The organism is Mesotoga sp. H07pep.5.4, assembly GCF_003664935.1.
Lineage (GTDB): Bacteria > Thermotogota > Thermotogae > Petrotogales > Kosmotogaceae > Mesotoga > Mesotoga prima.
Genome location: NZ_JFHM01000031.1, coordinates 74714 through 98234 on the forward strand (window position 1 = coordinate 74714; position 23521 = coordinate 98234).

Below are 23521 nucleotides of genomic sequence, written 5' to 3' on the forward strand. Positions count from 1 at the left end.
GGCGCAGGCTAGCGCCCCTTCAAAATAGAGTTATTTCCCGAAGTACTTTGTCAACACGTCTCTCAGATCAACCGTCTTCTCAAAAGTGGCCATAGGAACTCCGGCCTCTTCGCTTAGAGCCGTGAAGAAACCATCTTGGTCAGCGTCTGATTTTACAAAGTATGCGTCTGCAAAAGGTGCAAGTTCGGTGACTATTCTGTCGGAGGACGGACCCCTTCTAGATTCACCTTCGAGATTACAGATTACTACTTTGAGGCCGTTTTCTTTAGCCGCTTCAGCAAGGGACTTAACTCTCAGAATCTCGGCCTCAATGTCGATATTGGCTGCGCCGAGACCCTTGCCGCTTGCTCCAACAACTAACACAAGGGTCTTGAACTGAGAAATGTCGATAGAATCAACGCTGAGAAGCTTCTCAAAAGTGTATTCGAGTTTAATCATCTTTGCAACGACAGTAAATTGAAGTGCGCCGGGAGACTGCCCTGCAGATGTAACCGCTACCGGTTCTCCGAGAATCAGTCCCTCTTCAGTTCCGTCAGCCGCAAATCCGACAAACGCTACGCAAGCAATAAGCAGTAAAGAAACTAGAAACCTTTTCAAATCACATCATCCTTTCAATAAAATCAAAATTCCGGTGCCGATGCAGATCCGCCTCTTCTGATGGAGCCGGCTCCAATCATAAGACCGTTTTCTTCTACAGAAATAAGATTTGGGCCGCCAAAGAAAAGATCGGGGTATGAATATACATTCAGCTTATGTCCAAGAACCTTCTCGAGGAAGTCAAGTGTAGTTTGCGGATAGCCTTCTTCAATTCTGAGATCCTTATAAGTAGTGTATCCAACGAACTTGGGTGTTCTTACTGCCTGGTCCACAGGCATGTTGAAATCGATTAGATCAACTGCGAGCTGAACCATTGTCGATATTATCCTTCCACCGCCCGGGGTGCCGATTACCCAGCGAACTTTTCCATCCTTCTGAATTACAGTCGGGCAGATAGTCGTCCTGGGTCTCATTCCACCTGTAAGGTTGATTACGTCCCCTTCTCTGTATGAGGAAGCGAAGTTGTACATTTCGTTGTTGAAGAAGAACCCTTTGAAGTAAACACTTGTACCAAAGAAGCTAGAGATCGTCTGGGTCCAGGCTACGGCGTTTCCGTCCTTGTCCACGATCGAGAAGTGAGTCGTTGACGGAGACTCTTCTACTCCGCTTTCGTTAGCTGCTACCGACTCTAAGGCACCCAGAAGAACCTCTTCATAAGTTGATCCATCTGCAAATGGATAGGCGTCTCCCTGATAGTCGTAGTAAGAAGCTGGATCGAAGGCCTGTGACAGATCGATCGCCATGAATCTGGTTTTGGCATATTCTTTGCTCATAAAGGCCTCGTAAGGGAGATCGTAGAACTCCGGATCGCTTATGTAAGCTCTTCTATCCACATCTCCGAGGACCAGTGCCTGCTGAATAATATGGACTGCCAGAGGATCGTCCCAGGTCATAGCTTGAAGATTGTAGTTTTCGAGAGTGTTGAGAACCGCAATCATCTGCGGACCGGAAACGGGCGGGTGCGGAACATAGAAATCGTATCCCCTGTAAGTCCCATGAAGCGGCTCTCTAACGATAGCCCTGTACATCTCGAGATCCGACTTCCTCATAAAACCGCCGTTCTCAATCATGAACTCTTCTATCTCATCTGCGAGGCTTCCCGTGTAGAATGTATCGATGCCTTCCTCTTTTATCCTTTCAAGAGTCTCTGCCAGCTGAGGATTTGTGAATGTAGATCCAACTTCCCAGACAAAGCCCTCGTTCAAGAAATCGAAGCCGTTTTCGAGTACCAGTTCGTATTTGTCGGAAGTTGTCTGAGCAAATGTTTCATCGACTATGAACCCATTTCTTGCAAGATCAATTGCGGGCTGAATGAGATCCGCCAGAGGAAGTGTTGCTCCCAACAGCCAGGCTTCTTTTATTCCGGCAAGAACTCCGGGAACACAGGCTCCCTTTGGAGTATAATTTGCTTTGCTTAGGGTCAGTCCGAGCTCAGAGAGAGCTTCGTAAGAGGCAGCCATCGGAGCGGTGCTCCTGAAATCGATAGCGTACTTGCTTCCATCGGCCATCGTGATTACAGCATAGCCTTCACCGCCAAGACCAGATGCGTAAGGTTCGACTACTCCAAGTGCAAAACTAACAGCTATCGCTGCATCTACGGCATTTCCCCCCATTTCGAGAATCCTCGCTCCGACTTCGGCAGCATACTTGTCAACAGCTGCAACCATTCCGTTGCTTGACGCTACCGTCGGAGCCGTGACCGTGGCGAATGTCGCTGTGAAAACAAACGTAATAAGTGTTACAAGCAGCACTAGTTTCTTCATTCTTTCCCCTCCAATCTAGAAATGTCTGTTTCTCAAGAAACTGGATTAAGATACGTCCCCAGACCGTCAACTAGCCCTTCATAGGGCGGAACGTCAGAAAGAAATATTGTTCTCTCTGGGAACATCATATTCCAGGAGTCAAGAAGAACTCTGATGGTTGCAACGTGTCTCGCAACTCTCAGATCAAGTGGATAACCGTTTTCATCATATGGAGCAAAGAGCTTGCCGTCTTTTGAAGCCTGCAGATAGTACTTGTCGATTCCCTCAGTGACGAGTTCATCAGTTGTCTTTCCCCTCAACCTACCTTGAGAGGGGTTTGAGACTTCGAGAAGAACGACATATGCATCTGAATTGTCTCCGATCTCTCTGTGAGTCAAACCTCTCAGATTCACTGGAGATTCCTCAAGTCTAATGTCTATGCCCTCGATTTCAAGCATCATCTGAGTCATAATTGCCAGTTCGGCCGCTTTCTGATGAAAGACGATCGCATTGTTCACTGGATACTCGGGTGAGGACTCATGTAGATCGCAAACGAGATCTATGTCTTCTTCAAGAACGAGATTCATGATCGCTGCGGCCACTTTCTCTGTAGAGTAACCATTCTCCCTTCCGGGAAAGGTCCTGTTCAAATTGGAGACTTCTCCCCCTCCAAGAGTGGCTCCAGTTGGATGTAGATATATTGTCGGATCGGGCCACTGGGCGATTGGATTAGTTCTTCTAGAACCGAATCTGAAGACTCTTTCCGATCCGTCCGGTAATTCTATTGAAAAGAACTGAGGGGCTCCTTCCATAGCATCGTTGTGAGTAAATGCGCTGTGATTTGATCTAGGAATCACGTAGACTGTTCCCGAAAGAGCTGATACATTCTCGACGAAAACAACTGCAGCGAGCGTTCCGCCCGGCTCGTTTGGGTGAGTTCCCCCAAGAAGCAAAAACCTACCGCCCTCCTCGGCGCCCCTGATTAAATAAACTTCGGTGTCTAGCATAGTTCCTTCAATTGAAGGTAGCCATTCACTGAGCATTTTGATTTCTGTCACGCCTGAGCCGGGAATAATCGGGGGATCTTCCCACATGGCGGTAAACGAAAAGGCCGAAAGTATTACAACAATTGCAACTGAAGCGGTAAAAGCCAAGAATTTGAAATGTCTTTTCAAGCGCATCAATCCTTTCTACTCCGAGAGAGAACCTGATTAGCAATCCAAGCGATGGTGATTGTAAGGTATTCGATACTTGATCAGGGATCCAGGAGACTTGTATATGATAATACCACATAGTAATTATACTACCTTATCGTACTAAAGTTCGCCTTGGAGAAATGTCAATCCGTTTCAAATGCAACGAATCAAAAAGTCTATACAACCAAACAAATTTGTGCAGAGAACCGTTCGGCATTCGCACAACTAAGTCTCACAGCCCTTATGACGTGTTCACTTCGATCTTCGTTCGACACATTGAATTCATCCAGATAATGGGAGTATTAGTTTTTGCCGAAAGGAAAACAGTGTAGGTCCCTCGCAAATTAACAGGTGTTTCAAATTAGATAGCTTGGGATTCTCGATTCTGGTTTTCATGACTTTTTTGTTCAGACTGCTTCTTCGCCCCTTGATTTTGAAATCTTCACGGTTTCGCTGTTTCTCGCAATAATTGTTATCAAAGTTTCTATGGGAAACAGTGAAGGAGTTTCCCCGAAGACGATCGATGTTTCATCACACACTTTGCTTCCGATCTCTGTGACGTCAGTGAGCGCAGGTGTACTCTCTGCAAATTCGTAAGCATCTATTATGAGCTTGGATCTCTTGTTGCCGCCTTGGGAGCCGAGAATGCGGCTGTCCTCTTGGCCGTCGTGACGCCGGCATCATTTGTAGGGATGTCACCACGTGATAAACAGAAAGATGAAATATCGGAGCTTTTTAGCGGACGGATAATAGGGATTATGTTATTCTCAGTTCTAACCACTTTGGAGGTGCATGAGGAAAGGTTCGTACTCTGGCCTTTGGTAGCATGTTTCCATCGAGAGTTTTGAGATCCCTTTTCAGAAAGATTGCGGACGGGAGATCTGAATCGCTAAAATCTACTTCGTGACCAGAAGCGATTCAATTATGTGAATTACGCCATTGCTACATAGAATATCGCTTTCAACTATCGGAATGGAATTGACTAACAGGTCTTCTTTCATCTCAAAGTACAACGGCTTTCCGATTAGAGAGAGGAGCATGTTAGAGATCTTCAATTCCGACAGCAGGTACTCATTCGGAAGAATGTGGTACTCGAGTACCTTTCTCAGTTCATTTGCACTGTAGAGGAAGGCTTTATCGCTCTCTTTTAGCTCGAGAAAAGCTTCATTAGTCGGAGCAAAAACCGTTAAACGCTTATTTTCACTCAACTCACTGCAGATACCGGTTTTCTTCAACAGTTCCGCCATAATATCTATCTCTTTTGCTTTCAGAGTCTCTTCAATCGTTGAAAGCTTGGTCCTTGAATCTTCGTGAAACATAACATGATCAACGATATTGATCATTCCGTTGCTGGCTTCGATGTCGCTCAGAATTACAACTGTTTTCTGGGGACCAATTCGCGGAGGAGTTGTGCCTAACACAATAGTTTCTCCAAGAAGCGATCTAATAGAGCCTCTCTCAAAGAGTTCTTCAACCGAGAAGGAACCTTTCACAATATGAAAAAGCAATATGTCACTCAGCCGTGCCGGATCTCTGAAAAGGTTCTCCATTGTCTCAGGAGGCAATCTGGCGAATGCGACGTCGCTGGGCATGAATACTGTATATAGACCTTCACCTTTAAGAATGTCTATAACACCAGTTTCTTCAAGGGAAAAGACGGCCGTATCTAGAATACCTGTGTTCCTCATGACCTGAACAATATCCGGTTCTTCATGGGGAAAGATCACAGTATCTATGATGTGAATAACGCCGTTCGTGGCTTCGATATCTCTCACCAAGATCGATGAACCGTCTACCTTGATTCCTCCCTTTGTGTCAACAGAAAGAGGTTGACCCAGCAGTGTAACAAAATTGGGTCTCTGGACGATGATGCTTGAAGAGAATTTACCTTGAATTATATGATATTTAAGGACTCTCTGAAGACGAACCACGTCCTTAATCAAATCCGCTCTGGTCAGTTCAGGTAGCTTCATGAATGCGCTGTCGGTTGGCGCAAAAAATGTGAACGGCCCCTTTCCTGACAGTGTTTGATCTAACCCGGATAATTGAATGTAGCTAGCGACTATGCTCAACTCCTCAGTCTCATTTATCGTTTTGAGAATGTCTTCTTGTCCGAGTGAAATCACCGATGACAAAATCAGAATCACGAAAATGAGATTTCTCATCATTATTCACCTCAGCTTTACTATTACGAATATCAAGAGTCGCAAGAGAATTCTAAAACTTGTGAAGACCTATCACGAGCAAGTATCGATATCTAAACAAAAAACGGGAGGCGGGTAGCTAAAGCCCGTCTCCCCAGAGGACTGACAGGTTTTACTTCTTTGGTGTTTCTTTCTTTTCTTTCTTTACTTGTTTCTTTGCTTCTTTCTTCTTGTCCGCCATTCTGGACACCTCTTTTTTGTGGCGGCTCGAGGCCGCACTATGTCAATTTTAGCACCGTTATCAGCTAGTTGCGCCAAGTCTTCTAACAGCTATTCTAGCGAAAATTGTCTTCGTTTTTTTGGAGCATGCTTTATGAGATAACTAAAGTATTGCTCGTTTTTCTGAGTGATAGATGATTGATCCCTTGGAAATTCTTCCGAAAAAAGCTAGATCAACTAAACATGGGATTAGTGCGGATTACACGGTCACGGAGGAAATTGCATTGCCTGCAAGTATAATATGTTTATGTAGGATCGAGGAGGTAAACATTTATGAGAAGTATTTTAATCAATGGTGAGGTGGCTTACAATGCTCCCTCCCAGATATTTAACAGTGTCACCTTCAAGGAAATTCTTGCCGAGCTGATCAATGACTCCGAAGAAAAGAAGAATTCGCTGTTGTCTCTTTTCGAACCCTTCTTAAGAAATACCGACACGATGGAGACTTCAAGAAAATACGATATCGACGGTATCGTCGAGCTTCTTCTTGCGTTGACGATAGATCCTATTGAGAAAATCGACGGCTCATCCTACTATTCGTTTCCCAAAATGAGCAACAAAAGGGAGCTCCTTGTGAGGTTTGTTGAAAGCCTGTTTTCCCTGTGGAGAAACAAGCACAGGTTCATAGTCAAGAGAGACGAATACACGCCAAACAGATTTGACAGGATCTTCAAGCAGATGGTCCTCGTAAGAACTAACACTGATCTTAAGAGCCTGGTACTGAGCCTCTACAGGCAGATTCTGATAAATGTATCGGACATCAGGCTCAAGATTCTCAGGCAGGAGCCCGGCGGAGCCCAGGTGGGTTTCATCGTAGACAACCCCGAGGTAGATAAAAGAGCTAGGGTCCCCGGAGCAGACTGGTTGTACGGAATGGCCTGTGTTTGGAGCATTGTCTTCGAACCCCCGGTCATATTTTACACAAGGTCCAATAAGAGGCATGGACTTTTCGAAGTCCGTGACAAACCAATTCTAAGCAAATTGAATATCCCGTCCTCAAACGATTGGTTCCTCTTTCCAATTCACGTAGGTTCGAAACTAATCGACGTTGTTGTGAATAAGGAGTATCTTTCTCATGCGGCCGGGCTCGGAAATCTCTTCGAGTTGGCAAGTTTTGATATCGTAAAAAACAAGAAGCCAGATGGAATATATATTTTAGGGATAGATAACTCATTCTTCGAAAAGAAAGAAGACTTCAACGGAGTCATATACAGGGAGGACGACGGCACCTACATTGGAATAGTGGGAGACGATCCTTCTATAGACTACTTCGGGTATATGAAAAAGATGATCCTCACTATTCATAATCTTCTTGTTATCGACGAAGGGAGACTGCCAATTCACGGGGCCCTTGCACACATAAAGCTTAGGAATGGGAAAAAGGCCAACGTAATGCTTATCGGAGATAGCGGAGCAGGTAAATCAGAAACTCTCGACGCACTGAATAGACTTCATGCCGAAGTTTCTGAAGTCAACATATTGATTGACGACATGGGGTCTTTAGATATTACCTCTTCGGGTTCCGTGATTGCCTACGGTACAGAAACGGGAGCCTTTGTTCGCCTAGATGATCTTCAACCCGGGTATGCATACTCCACTATGGACCGTAGTATCTTCATGAATCCCAACGAGATCAATGCCCGGGTAATCGTTCCGTACTCAAACTACACCGACATCATCAAGCCCACGAAAGTTGACTACTTCCTGTATGCAAACAATTACAACGAAGACAAAGATAGCGATCTAAGAATCTTTAAAGACGCTGAAGAAGCGGCAGCGGTATTTTCGAATGGTGCAAGAATGGCTAAAGGGACGACCACGGAGAAAGGACTCACTTACAGTTATTTTGCAAACCCATTTGGCGCGATTCAACGGAGAGAAAGACATGAAGTGATAGCAGATCGTTATCTAAAAGCTATGATAGATTCAGGAGTAAGGGTCGGAGAAGTTAGTACCAGGCTAGGGATCCCCGGATATGAAATGGAAGGGCCATTAATGGCTGCTAAGGCACTACTCAAAGCAATAGATGAACAGAGCTGAACTGGTGAAAACATGAAATACAATACTTTTTCGTGATTGAGAGTCACCAAATGAGAGGTGGTAGAGTTGCCCAGGAATGTAGTTGAAGTGAAGGATTTGAAGAAGTATTATGGTGAAACTAAAGCAGTTGATGGAATCGAATTCGATCTGAGAGAAGGCGAAGTACTCGCCATTCTTGGACCGAACGGAGCAGGAAAAACCACAACAGTCGAGATGCTGGAAGGATTAAGAAAGCCAGATCATGGAACCATAGAATACTTCGAAGAAAGACTTCCTCCTTCAAGTGATAGAGTGAAGGAGGAAATTGGAGTTCAGCTCCAGTCATCAAGCTTCTTTGAGTATCTTTCCGTGAAGGAGACTCTAGATCTCTTCAGAGGTCTTTACAGCAAAAGCATTCCTTCCAAGGATTTGATAAGAGAAGTCTCTTTGCAGGACAAAGAGAAGACGTACACCAAGAATCTCTCTGGAGGTCAGCTCCAGCGATTGGCAGTTGCGGTGGCACTGGTCAACGATCCTAGAGTGGTGTTTCTGGATGAACCTACGACCGGTCTCGATCCTCAGGCAAGAAGAATGTTGTGGGAGACAATTTCGGCGCTCAAGAATGGTGGAAAGACGATAATTCTAACTACCCACTATATGGAAGAGGCCGAGAGACTGGCAGATAGGATTATGATAATGGATCAGGGCAAAATCATCGCCAGGGGAACTCTATTGGAGCTAATAGATTCTATAGATGTTGAGAACATAGTCACGTTTAGCGTGCAGGGAGATACCCCTATTCCAGAGGGCTTTCTGGAGGTTGAAGGTCTTCAACACACGGAGAACCGTGAATATTCGGTAACGACAAGGGATGTGGAGAGAACTCTTGGAAGGCTCTTTGAGATATCGAAGGAATTCGACATGCTTCTGGATGATGTAACGATTAGAAAACCCAATCTTGAAGATGTATTCATTACACTCACAGGCAAGAAACTGAGAGACTGAGATGATTCCATGAGCAGAATGTGGAATTTCACTTCAGGCCTTTTCAAAAGTGAAATAAGAGAGTTTCAGGTTATGTTTTGGAGTTTCATATTTCCTCTGATTCTCTATTTCATTTTAACTTCCGTGTTTGGTTCTCTCTATGGAGATGATACTCAGGGGATAAGCTTCAGAGTAGGAATCGTCAGGGAGGAATCCCTTTCAGGTCTTGGAATGATCCTCGACAAAGTTATAGAAGATATTTCCTCTGAGAATGGGCCCTTTGTCAAAAAGGAGTATGGATCAGTAGATGAGGCGTTGATAGATCTCAAGGAAGGTAAGCAGGATATCGTTCTTGTCATTCCAGAAGGGACCAGCGCAAAAATCGCAAGCGCCGCTGTTCTTCAGACTGGAGAAGTCGCTCTGCGGGTTCATTATATCAGCGGAAAGGACTCGTCTTCCATTGCCTCTAATGTCCTCTCTGAAATAATAGACGAAGTGAATCTGGAGATAAGGCGTCAAAGTGGCGGAGAGTATGTCGACGTTGTTACTGAGGCGAAAACCGTTTCGGCGAGAGAAGAAAAACCTTTCGATTACAGGGAATACATCTTTCCGGGAGTAGCTTTGATGATGATCCTCTCGGTAGCTCTTTTCAACAGTCCAATAGGACTGATCCAATACAGGGTATCGGGTGTCAACAAGAAGCTCTACACAACGCCTTTGAAACCCCTCGAATATTTCGCGGGTCACTTCGCCAAGCTGATTTTCACTATGCTGATCTCTTTGACCTTACTGTATTTAACTGCGATTTTTGTATATAATGTGCGAGGTCCAATTCTGGATATCAGATTTATTCTTACACTTCTCTTCTCAATGGTGGTAACGATTTCCTTCGGACTGATGATCGCATCCTTCTCCAAGAAGCTCTCCACTGTGACAGTTCTTGGGCAGACTTTATATCAGCTGATGATGTTCCTTGGTGGTCTTTACTTTCCCGTCTTTCATCTCCCGTGGGGAATTCGCTGGTTGGTGTATGCTCTACCAACGACCTATCTTGTCGAACTGAGCAGAAGGGTAATGGGATATCAGTTTGCACCGGTTTCTTTGTTCTGGCTGATCTTAGTGCCAATCATTTGGACAGCCTTTTCGACCGTAATTTTCGTAATCAACTTTAAGAAGGTGATGGGCTATGAGTAGGAACAGTCTTAAACCGGTATTCATTGCCTTTGCAAAGGAAGCTTTCAGGAACAGATTGGAAATCTTCTTTACACTCTTCTTCCCGATGATATTTCTCCTTCTGTTCGGATTCTTCTTCGGGGGGTCCGAGAGTTATCAAAAGGTTTCAGTTGGTCTGTATCAGACGGGACCATACGATATTTCCGCGGTTATTGAGGAAAGCGGAGCCTGGAATCTGCGTCTGTACGACGGGGAAACGGATATCGGGGAAGCTGTCAAGAATGGAGACATTCTTCTCGGTATGATATTCAACGGGGAGAAGATCACCTATCTTCATCAGGAAGGTAATCTAGAACAGCAAAGCACTATCGAAATGGCTCGAGCAAGCATTTCGGCCGCAGTGGAGAAGAAAATCAACAACGCCAGGTCTTTCATAGTCGTGGAGAATATTCCCGAAACAGCCGGTAGAATTCGCGCAACAGACGCAGATTATACAATGTCAGGAGTAATAGCCATCTCACTTCTTTCGGCAGGGATGTTTTCTGTGATTAGTGTTTTTGGGAGATACCGTAAGAGGGGAGTCCTCGATAGATTCAAAATTACTCCTCTTAGGCCCTTCACTTTTGTCCTTGGCAGCACCCTTACTAGATTTCTTGTAAGTCTGGTTTCCATAGTTCTCATCTTGGTTGTCAGCAGACTGTTGTTCAGAACTACTTTTCAAATAGACTGGCTTCCGTTTCTAGTATCGATTCTGTCCTCGACTCTTGGAATGATGGCACTTGGTCTGTTTCTTACATTGTTGTTCAGAAATCCAGAGACTGCCGATACCGCCGCGAGTATATTGATGGTGATCATGGTTTTCCTTGCGGGAATCTATTTCCCACTCTCTTTCTTGCCCGACTATTTGAGAGTAATATCCATGTTCCTTCCAGTAAAATATGTGGCCGAGCTGATAAGGCATTCACTTGGAATTGAATTTGTGTCAACTTCATATTTCGTTATTACCAATCTTGTGCTTTTTCTAAGTGGTGTTGTACTGTTGTATTTCACCGGGAAGCGTTATCTTAGCGCTTCTTAGGTTTGACTAGCGAGTATCTGTGTCTTCTGTAGGAAGAAAATAGGGATGAATACTTGATTTAGAGTAACAGAAGGGAGGCTTTTTGAGTGAGTGATACAGTAAGAATTGCTGAAGGGATCTACTGGATAGGAGTTAACGATTTTGAGACTAACCTCTTCGAAGCGCTATGGCCGCTTCCAAGAGGAGTATCTTACAACTCATACATTCTGATAGACGACAAGGTTGTCCTTATCGACACGGTTAAAGGTCCGTTCTTCTCCGATTTTCTCGACAAGATCAGGTCGCTTCTTCCCGAAGGAAGAAAGGTTGACTATCTTGTTGTCAACCATATGGAGCCAGATCACTCTGGATCGATAAAAGTTCTGAGGGAAGCCTTTCCAGAGATAAAGATAATCGGGAACGAAAAGACGAAGGGAATGTTGGATGCTTTTTACGGAGTGACTGACAACGTTGTAACCGTGAAAGATGGTGATGAGCTTGAGATAGGTTCAAAGACACTCCAGTTTCATATGACTCCTATGGTTCACTGGCCCGAGACAATGATGACTTTTGAGAAGACAACTGGACTGCTTTTCTCGGGAGATGCATTTGGGGGGTTCGGAGCCCTCAACGGAGGAATCTTCGATGATGAAGTCGATATTGACTACTTTGAGGATGAGGTTCTTAGATATTTTTCCAACATCGTTGGAAGATACAGTTCGATGGTCCAGAAGGCATTCGAAAAGCTTAAAAATGTAGATATAAAAGTCGTCTGCGCAACTCACGGACCTGTCTGGAGGAAGAATCCTTCAAGAATTATAGAGCTTTACGATCGCTGGAGCAAAGAGGAAACCGAGGAGGGAGTAGTTCTTGTTTACGGTTCGATGTACGGAAACACCCAGAAGATGATGGAGGCGGTAGCATCCGGATTGGTCAAGGGGGGCGTAGATAAGATCAGGGTCCACAATATCTCTACCACACATATATCCTTCATAATTAGAGATATCTGGAGATTTAGAGGTCTTGTATTGGGAAGCTGCACATACAATATGGAGCTCTTCCCTCCGATGAAACAACTGGTTAGTGCGATAGAGAACCGGATGATGAAGAACAGAAAGATCGGCGTATTTGGATCTTATACATGGAGCGGAGGAGCTCTCAAGGAGCTTCAAGAGTTCGCTTCCAAATCAAAATGCGATCAGGTCGGCCCGGTGATTGAGGTGAAGAGCTGTCCGACACAGGAGGATCTGGAGAACTGTGTCGAACTTGGTTTGAACATGGCTTCCGCAATAAAGAAATAGATCGAGTGGATTTGCAATTATCAGTTAACCGGCTCAGAATATCTCACGGTCAATCTCATTTTGCTACACAAGACGATCCTTTTTAGTGAAGAATATTCATCGAAGTCGACGATAACATTCAGTTTGGAGCCTCCTGAATTGCAGAGGCTCTTTCTTTTCTTCTGAGCTGCTACTGCCATTTGTCGCGTTTTTGACCCAAACCGAGATATTTTCCCTTCGATCTTCACATTTATTGCTCTGAAGTTCTTTGGTTATAGATCACAATTGAAGCCGGACGGTCGAAAATCTAGATTTAAGAAGTCGAATCTTTTGAGGAGAATTTCTCGGATCTTCTTTTAATCTCTATCCCTGGAAACAATGGCAATACCGGTCGGGCTCATTTGGCATTCAAATCTCCAGATGATGTATTACTTACTGACTCAAATGAACTCGCAATTTCCTAATAGAAAGAATTCAGCAGTAGAACTACTACGGATAATTATCCCGTTGTGAGCTTCTACTCAAAGATGAATAATGATAGCCACGAAGTTAGCTGTCTGTTTAATCTCTCTTTAATTGGATGCGGGTTAGACTAAGATGATCGATAAAGTAGAGGGAGGTTGCGAATTATGAAAAAGCTTTCATTGTCCATCATACTATTGATTACACTTTTCTTTGCCGGGTGCATGGAGTTCCCTTCACAGGAACCTGACAGAGGTACAGTAAGAGTTTTTCTTACCGATGCGGTAATTCCCGTAGAGGACATCGATTCCTTGATGGTGAGGATCGATAGTATCTCGCTTTACGGAGATGAACATCAACCGGTCGTTATTTCAGATACACCTTTCGAAGTGGATATAGTCACTCTGGTCGGAGCAACGTACGAATTGCCCAATACAATCAGCGTCTCAGGCATCTACAACCAGTTGAGAATGGAGGTCGGAGCCGCGACCTTGACTGCCAATGGTGAGATCTTCCCTGTTACTGTCAACTCAGGGTCGCTAAAGATAAACGATCTCTATTTGACGATTGATGAGAACGCAACTACAACAATTGTGCTTGATTTCGACTTATCTAAGTCCCTGATCATAAATGGACGTTGGGAAGATCTCAAGATTGAAGAGGACAATGGAGGTTTCAATTCTCGCAAAGACAAGGTCCATATGACTCCTGTCTTACATGTGCGCCACGGTAGCCTTTTTGACGTTACCGGAGTTGCCTCTTCAAGCATTTACCCTCTTCTTGTAGCGCTCTTTCCTGAGAGTGGAGGCGAGGCACTTACAACGTTTACCCATGAGGACAATCCAATCTGGGATCAGGGAGAATTTAGATTCTGCAAAGTCGTTTCGGGAGATTACAGGATAGAGTTCTTCGACAATTACACAGATGAAGGTTTTTCGATTGACGAGAGCGAATCCAGATATCAGCCTTTGTTTGTGACAGTTGTGGACAGAGACGTAGATCTTGGTACAATTGTTCTTGTGGAGAAATAATTTCTGTCGACGCTGCTCTTGAGATGACCTAAAAGCCCTTCTTCTTCACTAGCGTGGCAAGGTGCAACGCGCAGAGTTTCTCGAAAAAGATGAGCACATGGAGGTTACATGAAGAAAATCGTCTGGATCTTGATAATAATGTCTCTCTTTTTCTCCTCCAAGATTCTTTCTAACGTATTAATTGAGGGCGAGAGATCTTTGCTGGATTATCTAGTCGAGGGGAAGGCCCTGAATATGGCGGTTGATATCTCTCTGATTCAGAGTGTCCAAGAAAAGGTTCCAGGAGAGATTCAAGCGGTTTTTCTTCTACCCGAAGGGTCGGTAAGAGTCATTACCGATTCCCATTTTGTCACGCTTTCGGAAACCGGTGAGATTTATGAGATTTATGAGATCACTGGATCGGGTACCACTTTGAAAGTTGGAATCATAGATGCGCTTTCTCTCGTATCTGTTCAGACAAGAGAGAATGTATTTGGCATCTTCCTGGTGCAGGAAGAGAATTCTTACTTCTGGCATGTTGTGACCGGGACTAGGACCTTCAGGCTCGCAAGCAGTTTTGCCTCTACTCTTAGTATAAAGTCAAATGAGGAAGCACTGGAAGAGATAAACAAGGGGTTGCAGAGATCTGAGGAGGTAAGGGAAAATCAGCATCCTTCCGAAAAGCCGGGTAAACCAGAAGATCCCGGAAAACCGGAAGATCCTGGAAAGCCTGATGATCCAGGTCCGCCAAATACACCTCCGGGAAAAGAAAACGGAAAGAAATGATGTCCTATGAAGTTACTGGTAGTTGAAGATGAGAAAAAGCTTCTTGAGAATGTGGCTGCTTTCCTCGAACGCAAAGGATTCCTTGTAGATACTGCGCAGGATGCAGAAGATGGGCTGGATCTAGCACTTGAGAGAAACTATGATTGCATAATTCTTGATGTGATCTTACCCGGAATGGGCGGATATGAATTCTGCCGCTTCCTCAGAGAAGAGATCGGCTCCGACGTACCAATAATCATCATCACTGCCCTTGGGGAAATTGACAGTAGGATCAAGGGTCTCAAGATAGGAGCGGATGATTACTTGCCGAAACCATTCGACCTGAGAGAGCTTGAGGCAAGAGTCAGAGCGCTTATCAGGCGGAACCAACTTAGAAGTGAGCCTGTAATTCGATATGGGCCGTTGACATACGATTCAAGGAGCGGTGTTTTTAGTTGTTCGAAGAAGGAACTGTCGCTTACTTCCAGAGAATCCTCGATCCTAGAGCTTTTTTTAAGGAATCCCGGAACGGTCTTTAGCAGAGAGGAAATTACAGACAAGATCTGGGAAACTGGATTCGAGTCTCGGAGCAATATTGTCGACGTTTACATTCGATACATCAGAAGGAAGCTAGAGGCTGCAGGAATTCTAGATATTATACAGACGGTACCGGGAAAGGGGTATGGGTTGAGGAGAATGCGGGATGACGGTTAAGTCGAAAATCACTCTACTGTACCTCTTTACTTATGGTAGTATAGTCGTTTCGCTTGGACTGACCGTTTTCTTCGTTCTTAAAAATCTCGAGATGCGCAGAATAGACAATCTCTTAATTTCCTTCCACAATGACATTGTCAATACTTACAAATACGCAGGCGAGGAGAACAGACTGTTGACTCTTGCCGGGGATGAAGATCTGGGGTTTGCCATTTACACTGATGAAGTTCCGATTGCCAGTTTCCGTGCCGAACCGGAGTTTTTTAAGGCAGTAACCGGAAGCGGAACTAAAGGAGATTACCGATTTAGATCTTCATTTGAGATAATTGAAGGAAAGGAAGAAAAGTTCGTGACTTTCTACGATTTGGATGAGTCTCAGAAATATCTCAGATTTGTTTTTGTGACGATCGTAATCTTCTCTCTTCTGACCCTTCTGATTGTTAGCGTAGTCGGAATGGTGTTCACCAGAAAACTCATAAACCCTTTTGAAGAGGCAGGAAATCAGCTAGAGCGAATCAGCAGGAGTGGTCTGAAGAACTCTCGAGTCGAGCTTAGGAAGACCGGCGAAGAAGTTTCAAAACTTGAACGTGAGATCAACAAATCACTGATCAGAATCGAACAGTTGATAGAAGATGCGAAGCAGATGTCATCTAAGATTGCCCACGAGTTGCGTACACCGCTAGCAGTAATGAAAACAAATCTACAACTCTCTCTTACCAAGGATTTTTCTGAAGAGACAATGCGCGAAGCATTGAAATCGACTTTGGGAGAAGTTGATAAACTCATCCGATTGTCTGAAGATTATCTGCTTCTATCCCGCACTGAGAGTTCATTGCCGATCGAGAAAAATCTTATTGATCTCTCTCAGCTCTTGCTCCAGACGGTTGAAAAGATTTTAATGATTCATTCCGATAAAGATCTGGAAATCGATATTGCTCCAGATATAGTGATTAGAGCTTCCGGCTACATGCTGGAGCATGTGATCATCAATCTGCTCGACAACGCCTGCAGATACACAACCGACGGATCAGTAGAGGTCAAACTGATTTCCGATGAACATGGTTCCTTTCTCTCGATTTCGAACACGGGAAAAGCTATCGATTTCGTTGGAAGCGAAGAACTCGAGGAGGCCAAGCAAATTAAGGGGTACGGACTGGGCCTTCGGGTGGTCAGGTCAATCCTCAGGGCGCATGGTTTGAAGCTTGATTACACTCATCTGGATGGAAAGAATATCTTCGTGATTAATTTTCCCTTCGAAGAGTGAAGATTTAGCCTAAACTTACATTTTGATTGTAGCATTCTGTCGCGCCGTAGTCGCCTATATGGATTTCTTAGAAATGCTCATCGAATGGTGTAGGAGGTAGAGAATGAAGCTTAATGATTTCAAACTGGAAGTCTATTTTGGAAAGCATGAGTTTAGTGCGCCTTATCTTCTTGCACAGTCGGACTGCGAAGCCATGACAATTAAAGAATTGCTGCAAATGGCAGGGGAGAGCTCGTCCGAGTTTCTCGATACATGGCTTGGATACACTGAAGTTTCGGGCCATCCGATATTGAGAAAGGAGATCTCCCGCCTGTACTCGACTGTTGGAGAAGAGGATGTTCTTGTTCATTCCGGGGCGGAAGAGGCGATCTTCAACTTCATGAATGTTTTCCTTCAGAAAGGCGACCATGTGATCTGCCAGTTTCCAGTTTATCAGTCACTGTACGAAGTTGCCAACGCAATCGGATGTGAAGTGACCCGCTGGGAACTGAGAAGAAGTGGGGAAGAATGGAGTTTTGATGTAGATGAACTGAAGGATCTTGTTCGCCCAGAAACTAAACTGGTTGTGATAAACAATCCTAATAACCCGACCGGATACCTTGTTTCTAACAGAGATCTGGCGAAGATCGCTTCCTTTACAGAAGAAAGGGGGATTTTCGTTTTCTCCGACGAGGTCTACAGAGGGCTTGAGCTTGATCAATCTATAGAAAAACAGAAGTCCTTTGCAGATATCTCCGACAACTCCCTTGCACTTGGCGTGATGTCAAAATCCTACGGATTGGCTGGCTTGAGAATCGGCTGGGTAGTATCTCACAACAAAAGTGTCCTGGAATCAATGACCAGATTCAAGCACTACACTACGATCTGCAACAGCGCACCGTCTGAATACCTCGCGAAGAAGGCCCTTCAAGTTGGCGATAAACTTCTTAAAAGAAATAGGGAGATTGTCTGTCAGAACTGGGAATATGCGGAACGCTTCTTCGGCAAGTATTCTTCATTGTTTAGTGTATCAAGACCTAAGGCCGGGCCAATTGCCTTTGTAGGGTTTCTCCGAGGAGACGTTGATCGCTTCTGCTCCGAGCTCCTTGACAATTCCGGAGTTCTGCTTCTTCCTGGATCGATGTATGATTACGAAGGCAGCTACTTCAGGATGGGATTCGGCCGAAAGAGCTTCGCTGAAGGGTTGGACCGGCTGGATGAGTTTCTGGAATCATTTGATTAATGATTATTCATTTAAGCGGCCACTGTCGTCTACGTGTGAATAATAGATCAGTTCGACAAAGCCAAAGGGATTGCAGATTCTCGGGCGAGATTCCTTAATCTGCCGGCAACAGCTAGACAGGTTGACTTTAACAATTTCTCGTGGTAAAATAATTATTAAAGACGCTTTGGGAGCGTCTTTTTTCTTTCCCCTATGATTCCAGATGAAACTCTGATCGCCGAACGGAGAGATGACCTCTTAGAGCCATCCAGCCGTTCTTGCTCTTTCAATCTATCCACTAGGCTTCGCGGAAAACGGGGAACCGACAGTTGATACAGCTGATAAAGTTCTTTTAATTCTAGTAACTTGGATCTGAAACTTTTAACTGTTCGCGCTTTTCGCGTAATGGATCGAGATCCTGGCCAAAGGCAAACCAGGATGACGTCAAGGGAGTAGGACTGTGATTCTGCGGAGCCTACCCCAATGAGCCTGCCCTGAAAATCTCTTATTTAGGGCTCCTGTTTGGGGTCCCCTGTTCAGGGGTTCTGTCTGGGGATCTTGTTCAGGGTCATCCCGAACTTGTTTCGGGATCTGGGTTTCGATCCTATCGAAGTACGGATCCGAGGTTTTGACGAAGAACGGGTCCGCGATTTGGGCGAGAAGGACGGTTTTTCACAGCGTTCAGAGTCTCCTAGCAAGCGCACAGCGGCTTTCAGAGCACAAGATTCTGAATCAAGTTCAGAATGACGGGATGCGGCGTTTTTTTCGGAATAACCAAGGCTATCATTCCCGTCAGGACCTTTCAGAAGTTTCAACATTGTCATCCCGAACTTGTTTCGGGATGGTTTCGATCCTATCGAAGTACGGATCCGAGGTTTTGACGAAGTACGGGACCACGATCTTGGCCGGCCAACAAAGGACGGCTCTTTGCAGCGTTCAGCGTCTCCTAGCAAGCGCACAGCGACTCTTAGAGGAAGATATGGGTGTCTAGGGTTTGGTGAAAAGAAACGGTTCGCTCTTGAGTGTAATAAGGGATTAATGCCATATACTCTGGAATCATCCCGTTGATTCTTGCCTGAAGTGCTCTTGTTCAGAGGTTCTGCACAGGATTTCGTTCCCAAACTTCTCTCTTTGTTTTTTCCTCCTGGCGTGTAAACGCCAGCATCACTTCTTGAGATCCTCTTTCTCTATCTAGAAAAACCTGCTTCTATTAACGCGCACTTCTTAGCCCGATCTTTCGCCCGATCGTTAGTTCCCCCGCACAGTGGGCACTGCGACCTGGCGTGATCTTCGCCAGCTTTGTGTCCACCGATGTTCTTTCGGCCTATCTCAAACATATGCTGTCAAGTGATTTTCGTGAAGTAGTTTCGTGCAGCTTCTGTCGAGATGCTATTGTCATTTTCGGAGTATCCCGCTAATCTGTTAATATTGTAACGTGCCTTTTCCATTTTCGCAATTGTCCATTTCAGTTAGGTCAAACCAAGGAGGTGGGAGCATGAGTTCAGAAGAAGGCTTTTTGTTTCATACTCGAGGAATTGACTTGATCGAGACTTGCAAAGGTGGAAAAGAAGGCGATGTTTTCGAATGGTCTGTGAGACAACAACCCGGGGGGCAGAGAGATGGAGAATGAAAAAAAGACAGTTCGCAGGTTTGTTTTCAAGTTGTTCAAGGTTTACTGGAAACGGGAACTGCTGGCTGCAGTTCTAGTCGGCGTGATGATTGCACTTGCAGTTGTCTTTCCGCTCTTGATAAGGCTGCTAATAGATGTAGTTATCCCTTCTGGCGACATGGACCTTCTCGTAAAGTACGTTTTGCTTGTCGTCGGGCTCTGGTTTGGAAGCTTGATATTTACTTATTTTGGCGAGGTGGTTTTTGAAACTACGGCCCTCATGGCAAAATCGGATTTGCGAAAGCAATTGCTAGAAAAGATGTTTGTTCTTCCTTTCGACTTTTTCCACAAGAATAAGACCGGCGAGCTCGTATCGAGATTGATATCTGATCTGGAACTTGTAGGAACTGTTATAGCGCAGGTGTTCCCGATACTGTTATTGGGAGTCGTTCAAATAACGGCAATTCTAGCAATCATGTTTGCTTTTAACTGGAAATTGACTCTTTTGCCCCTAGGCTTCATCGTGTTTTCCTTTCTTGTGATAATGTTTTTCAATATTATGGTGGAGAAAAGGAGCAAGGTGGAGAGGGAAAAATTCGGCGAACTGGCAGGAGTCACAAGTAACATAATCGATAATATGAAACTGATCAGAATTGCTATGCCATTTGCCTGGGTCATGAATTTCTTCGATCGTTTTCAAGGAGACCATATTTTTGCGGGCAAGAGGTTCATAAAGGCAATAAAAATCGCCGGTACACTCAAGACGTCGATAAACGGACTTATTTCCTTTTCACTGCTTGCCTATGGTGGTTACCTGGTAATGATGGGTGAGATTACCGTAGGAATTCTGATGACTTTCTGGGCTTATGTTCAATCATTGTTCAACCCTATTCAGCTGCTCATGCAGGTGAACATTCTTCTAAGGCAAAGCTGGGGAGGACTCCTGAGAACAATCGAGGTGCTGGAAGCTCCTGAAGAAGAAAGGAGCAACAGTAGTCCTAAATTAGAAGATGTACGGAGCATTTCTTTAGAGAACATTGCGTTTGGCTATGGCAACAAGCAAATTCTAAAAGGCCTGTCTCTTGAATTGAGAAAAGGGGAAATCACGACGCTGGTAGGCGAGAGCGGCGCCGGCAAAACCACTACTCTGAATATTCTTATGGGACTTCAAAAACCCCAGTCGGGAACCATTTACATAAATGGCGATCCGGTATCGAATTCTGCATTACTCAGACCCTATATCGGCTTTGTGGAGCAGACACCAACTTTATTTGAAAAATGTACTCTCCTGGAAAACATTACCCTGGGTAGATCGATTTCTAAAGCCAGTTTGGAAAACATCTTCGAAAGAACAAACCTGGATGTATTGCTGAGAAGATTCGAGAATGGACTCGACACATTAGTTGCAGACATTCAGCTTTCTGGCGGTGAGAGACAGTTGGTCGCGCTGGCCAGGGCGCTGGTCTCGAATCCACGACTGCTGATTCTTGATGAGATCACGGCAAATATCGATTCAAAGACTGAAGAAATAATTCAGAATACTCTTTTGGGTCTGAGATCTGAAGGCATAATCGTGCTGATGGTTGCTCATAGATTATCAACGGTCCTACTGAGCGACAGAGTGGCGCTAATCAGTAATGGGGTTATTGTTGCAAGTGGAACTCACAGCGAGCTGTTGAAGACCAGTTCCGAATACAAAAAGCTTTACTCGCTTCAGCTGATAAAAGATGAATAGAAGGATAATTGGTCAAGCACCGCTAGGTGCTTTGTGAAAGCCCCGGACTGAAAGATATCAGGCAGGCTTCATGGTGCGCGTTTCAAATCAGACTAGATCGGGATGCGGGTGTAGTGCTTGGCTCATGATGCCGCAGGGGAAAGGCATAAATAATGACTTTAACCCCCGGACTCTTCTTCCTGAAGTCGTCGAAGGCACCATGAAGGCAAGGAAAAATCTCGGAACAGAGTCAAGGGAGAAAGTTTGCTTCACGTTTGCCCCCAACAACCTATCCTGGCAACGTTTTTCCACATTACGATCTGATCTATCAAGGACGCACCCTTGAGTATATTTCGAGAATGCTCTTCGTGCTAACTGCAGCTTCAGACCCACGATTTTCCAGTTCGAAGAGAACGAAGACGGGCCATTTGGCCCGTCTACACTAGAAATCAAAATTGTATCTTCCTGCCAGATGAAAGTGAGGAAAGAACGTCGAGTGTCTTGCCAGCTGATCTCCAACACTGAATCCCACATTTATGATTGAAGTTGCCAGCTCGAGACTGAAGTCGCTCATGTCGAAGCCTGCTCCGATGTGGGAGACTAGCGGAAGATACTTTATGTCACGAGCGGCAAGGACGCTGGACAGTTCAGTCATCGCCGTTACCTTGAAGAAAACGGGCGGAAGAGAAGGCGCGAGATCTTCGAGTCCCAGTTCGGCATAAAGCCCAATGAGGGCCTGCATGGGGTCCAGGGAATAAAATTCCATTTCCTCAAAGCCGAATCCGAAGACCGGAACATCTGCAATAACGCCTAATACGGGTTTGCTAAACAACATCCAGCCTACCTGAGCCCTCCCGAAGAACTGAAGATCGAATTCCTTTGTCTGTCTGTTTTGGTTGAGAACAAACCCCATACCAACAGAGAAATGAGTGGCAACCAGTGCCGAGGCCATTCCCAGAATCAGAACAAATACTACGAGCCGTTTCACTTACACACCTCCTGTAGGTTCAAATCAATATCTCAGCCTTGCGGCAATTTCGCAATCAAGTAGTTCCTTATCTACCACCACTACTTTGCCGTCGTTGTTTACGACACTCCTTACGATCCACGGACCTAGGTTTCTAACCTCTCTGCTGTCTTTGACTGCATGTGTATATACGAGCTCTCTCCCAAGCACGTAACCCCTCTTTCTCTCAGTTGGGTTAATGAAAAGGGTATCGATCCTTCTATCATTTGCCGCTTTAGAGACTTCTGTCCATCCTTCAACGTACTTCTCGAAATTCTCTTTCGCATTGTGAAGAAATTCCCTTCGGATCTTTCGGCTCTCGCTCTCTATAAGCTTCGAGGCATCGTCCTGTAGCTGCTTCTCTTGATTGAGGGTTTTCTTGACGAAGACAGGATATGCATCGGGTATTAATTGCCTGGCTTCGTTTTTGAACTTCTCCATAGTCTCGTTAAAGGAAGAAGAGTAATAAATGACTAGATAGTTGACATCTTTTGGAAGATCTTCGTCGTTCTTTATCAGTGAGGCAATCTTCTGAAGAAATCTTCGGTTCTCTTCTTCTTTTGCCCTGCCGACTTTCTCCGAAGCGTTGCCGTGATACATCGCTCCTGAGGAAGGTGAGGGAGAGTATTCCTCTATATACTCCTGTTCCTTTTTCCTAATGAATTCATTTTCAATACTCTTTATTAACGAAAGCTTGTTGCCATCCATCGCGTAGAAAGATGACTTCTCTCTCTCCAACGATACGATCAGGGCGTCTATGGCCGAACTTGAAAGCCAGATCAACTGATCAAGATCGAAAGTCTTGCCTATGTATATCTCTTTCTCCGGTACCTGTGAAAGAGGGATGATGCTCAAGCCTTCTATCACCTCATCGGCTTTTACGTCCTCTCCCATGCGGAATTCAACGAAAATCGCCAATCCTCTTCGAAGTTCTTTTGTATTTCCCAAACCAGTAAGAACGGCTTCAACAATTCTTCGATTGATCTTTCCCATTCCCGATAACTTCTCGTCCTTTCTCAAATGCTCAAGGATGAATGACTTGACATGTCTTTCGGCATCGGCTCTTGTCATGTTTTCCATAGGGAAGTAGAATGTGAGAAGGTAAGAGTCTGATCTTATTTCCGCCTCTACATTCAGGAGCTTTTCGAGTTCTTTTTCCATCTCAGCTCTTCGAAGAACGCGTGGCTTGAAATTATCCATCTAATCTGCCTCCTTCCATGCTTTCTGGTGGTTTGAAAGAACCTTAGGGCTCTACTGTCTAGAATGCATTTGATCTAATCTTGGAACATCCATTCGTTCACATTG

General features: G+C 44.8%; 18 protein-coding genes. 12 read left to right on the plus strand and 6 right to left on the minus strand.

All coding sequences use genetic code 11. From position 1 onward, the window contains the following. Positions 1 to 30: 30 nt before the first annotated feature. The 4 genes from Y696_RS12850 to Y696_RS12865 all read right to left on the minus strand — a co-directional run bounded on the left by Y696_RS12850 (position 31) and on the right by Y696_RS12865 (position 5703). The gene (locus Y696_RS12850; protein ID WP_006487221.1) at positions 31 to 597 is read right to left on the minus strand and encodes a DUF6305 family protein; all 567 of its coding nucleotides are present in this window, start codon (positions 595 to 597) and stop codon (positions 31 to 33) included. A gap of 23 nt (positions 598 to 620) precedes the next feature. Continuing rightward, entirely contained in the window at positions 621 to 2360 is a 1740-nt protein-coding gene (ggt, locus tag Y696_RS12855; RefSeq protein ID WP_006487222.1) for a gamma-glutamyltransferase, read from the minus strand. Positions 2361 to 2392: 32 nt separating this feature from the next. Further along, the gene (locus tag Y696_RS12860; RefSeq protein ID WP_121510736.1) at positions 2393 to 3523 is read right to left on the minus strand and encodes a succinylglutamate desuccinylase/aspartoacylase family protein; all 1131 of its coding nucleotides are present in this window, start codon (positions 3521 to 3523) and stop codon (positions 2393 to 2395) included. A gap of 908 nt (positions 3524 to 4431) precedes the next feature. Continuing rightward, positions 4432 to 5703, minus strand: coding sequence for a fasciclin domain-containing protein (locus tag Y696_RS12865; RefSeq protein ID WP_121510737.1), 1272 nt, complete (start codon positions 5701 to 5703; stop codon positions 4432 to 4434). 528 nt (positions 5704 to 6231) lie between these two features. Between Y696_RS12865 and Y696_RS12870 the strand changes: the two genes are divergently transcribed. The 12 genes from Y696_RS12870 to Y696_RS12920 all read left to right on the plus strand — a co-directional run bounded on the left by Y696_RS12870 (position 6232) and on the right by Y696_RS12920 (position 21231). Then, the gene (locus Y696_RS12870) at positions 6232 to 7998 is read left to right on the plus strand and encodes a hypothetical protein (RefSeq protein WP_006487233.1); all 1767 of its coding nucleotides are present in this window, start codon (positions 6232 to 6234) and stop codon (positions 7996 to 7998) included. A 66-nt stretch (positions 7999 to 8064) separates the two neighbouring features. Then, a complete protein-coding gene (locus Y696_RS12875; RefSeq protein WP_006487234.1) occupies positions 8065 to 8982 on the plus strand; it encodes an ABC transporter ATP-binding protein in 918 nt (305 codons plus the stop codon). A gap of 9 nt (positions 8983 to 8991) precedes the next feature. Further along, positions 8992 to 10155, plus strand: a complete 1164-nt coding sequence (locus Y696_RS12880) for an ABC transporter permease (protein WP_006487236.1) — start codon at positions 8992 to 8994, stop codon at positions 10153 to 10155. After that, a complete protein-coding gene (locus Y696_RS12885) occupies positions 10148 to 11212 on the plus strand; it encodes an ABC transporter permease (protein ID WP_006487237.1) in 1065 nt (354 codons plus the stop codon). Before Y696_RS12880 ends, Y696_RS12885 begins: the two co-directional genes overlap by 8 nt. An 86-nt stretch (positions 11213 to 11298) precedes the next feature. Then, positions 11299 to 12492 carry an FprA family A-type flavoprotein gene (locus Y696_RS12890; protein ID WP_006487238.1) on the plus strand — a complete coding sequence of 398 codons (1194 nt, stop codon included), beginning with the start codon at positions 11299 to 11301 and terminating at the stop codon, positions 12490 to 12492. A 608-nt stretch (positions 12493 to 13100) separates the two neighbouring features. After that, positions 13101 to 13964 carry a DUF4382 domain-containing protein gene (locus tag Y696_RS12895; RefSeq protein ID WP_006487239.1) on the plus strand — a complete coding sequence of 288 codons (864 nt, stop codon included), beginning with the start codon at positions 13101 to 13103 and terminating at the stop codon, positions 13962 to 13964. 108 nt (positions 13965 to 14072) lie between these two features. Continuing rightward, a complete protein-coding gene (locus tag Y696_RS12900; protein WP_006487240.1) occupies positions 14073 to 14729 on the plus strand; it encodes a hypothetical protein in 657 nt (218 codons plus the stop codon). Between the two features lie 6 nt (positions 14730 to 14735). Next, positions 14736 to 15422 carry a response regulator transcription factor gene (locus tag Y696_RS12905; protein ID WP_006487241.1) on the plus strand — a complete coding sequence of 229 codons (687 nt, stop codon included), beginning with the start codon at positions 14736 to 14738 and terminating at the stop codon, positions 15420 to 15422. Then, a complete protein-coding gene (locus tag Y696_RS12910) occupies positions 15412 to 16686 on the plus strand; it encodes a histidine kinase dimerization/phospho-acceptor domain-containing protein (protein ID WP_006487242.1) in 1275 nt (424 codons plus the stop codon). The genes Y696_RS12905 and Y696_RS12910 overlap by 11 nt, the downstream gene beginning before the upstream one ends. Positions 16687 to 16789: 103 nt before the next feature. Next, positions 16790 to 17908, plus strand: coding sequence for an aminotransferase class I/II-fold pyridoxal phosphate-dependent enzyme (locus Y696_RS12915; RefSeq protein ID WP_121510738.1), 1119 nt, complete (start codon positions 16790 to 16792; stop codon positions 17906 to 17908). A 1474-nt stretch (positions 17909 to 19382) separates the two neighbouring features. Next, positions 19383 to 19517, plus strand: coding sequence for a hypothetical protein (locus tag Y696_RS14395; RefSeq protein WP_259459958.1), 135 nt, complete (start codon positions 19383 to 19385; stop codon positions 19515 to 19517). Beyond that, positions 19507 to 21231: an ABC transporter ATP-binding protein gene (locus tag Y696_RS12920; RefSeq protein ID WP_121510739.1), complete on the plus strand. Its 1725-nt coding sequence runs from the start codon at positions 19507 to 19509 to the stop codon at positions 21229 to 21231. The genes Y696_RS14395 and Y696_RS12920 overlap by 11 nt, the downstream gene beginning before the upstream one ends. Positions 21232 to 21652: 421 nt before the next feature. On the opposite strand, the gene Y696_RS12925 is transcribed toward Y696_RS12920, so the two are convergent. Together Y696_RS12925 and Y696_RS12930 are read right to left on the minus strand one after the other, a co-directional pair. Further along, positions 21653 to 22198, minus strand: coding sequence for a hypothetical protein (locus Y696_RS12925; protein WP_006487250.1), 546 nt, complete (start codon positions 22196 to 22198; stop codon positions 21653 to 21655). Positions 22199 to 22222: 24 nt separating this feature from the next. After that, the gene (locus tag Y696_RS12930) at positions 22223 to 23416 is read right to left on the minus strand and encodes a hypothetical protein (protein ID WP_006487251.1); all 1194 of its coding nucleotides are present in this window, start codon (positions 23414 to 23416) and stop codon (positions 22223 to 22225) included. Positions 23417 to 23521: the final 105 nt, after the last annotated feature.